The organism is Angustibacter aerolatus (genome assembly GCF_054776675.1).
On record NZ_BAAHBM010000210.1, the window covers coordinates 1 to 577 of the forward strand.

At 80.8% G+C, this 577-nt stretch carries 1 protein-coding gene; it reads right to left on the bottom strand.

The features are described from left to right. Window positions 1–577: AfsR/SARP family transcriptional regulator (locus ACYVI6_RS18840; protein WP_460447804.1), on the bottom strand; the 577-nt coding region annotated here is incomplete at both ends.

The following is a 577-nucleotide window of genomic DNA, read 5'->3' on the forward strand; positions in this document are numbered from 1 at the left end:
GGCCGCCGAGCACGCGGGCGGTGAGCGCCGGGTCGCCGAGCTCCTCGGCGGCGAGGATCGCGGCCACCCGCTGCTCGCGCACCGCCCGCAGCCCGTCGGCACCGCTCAGGGCCAGCGAGCCGAGCAGGCCGACCGTCGACTCCAGCCGCGCCCGCGGACTGCTGCGCACGCGGTCGAGCGAGGCCGACGCCGCCGCCCAGACCCCCGCGGCTGCACCGCGGGGCGGGTCGAGGTGCGCGGCCCGCCGCAGGACGTCGGTCTCCAGCGTGGCCAGGCGCGGGCCGGGCTCGACGCCCAGCTCGTCGGCGAGCCGTGCCCGGGCGCGCCGCAGCACCGCGAGCGCGTCGCCCTGCCGGTCGCACCGGTACAGCGCGAGGGCGAGCAGCGCCCAGCCCTCCTCGCGCCAGGGGTGCTCGCCGACGTGTGCGTCGAGGTCGGGTACGGCCTCGGCCGCTGCGCCGAGGTCGAGCCGCGCACGGGCCAGCTGCTCGACCGCCGTGGAGCGCAGCTCGGCGAGCCGTCCGCGCTCGGCCCGCGCCCAGTCGCCGGCGTCGGCGTACGCCGGTCCGCGCCACTC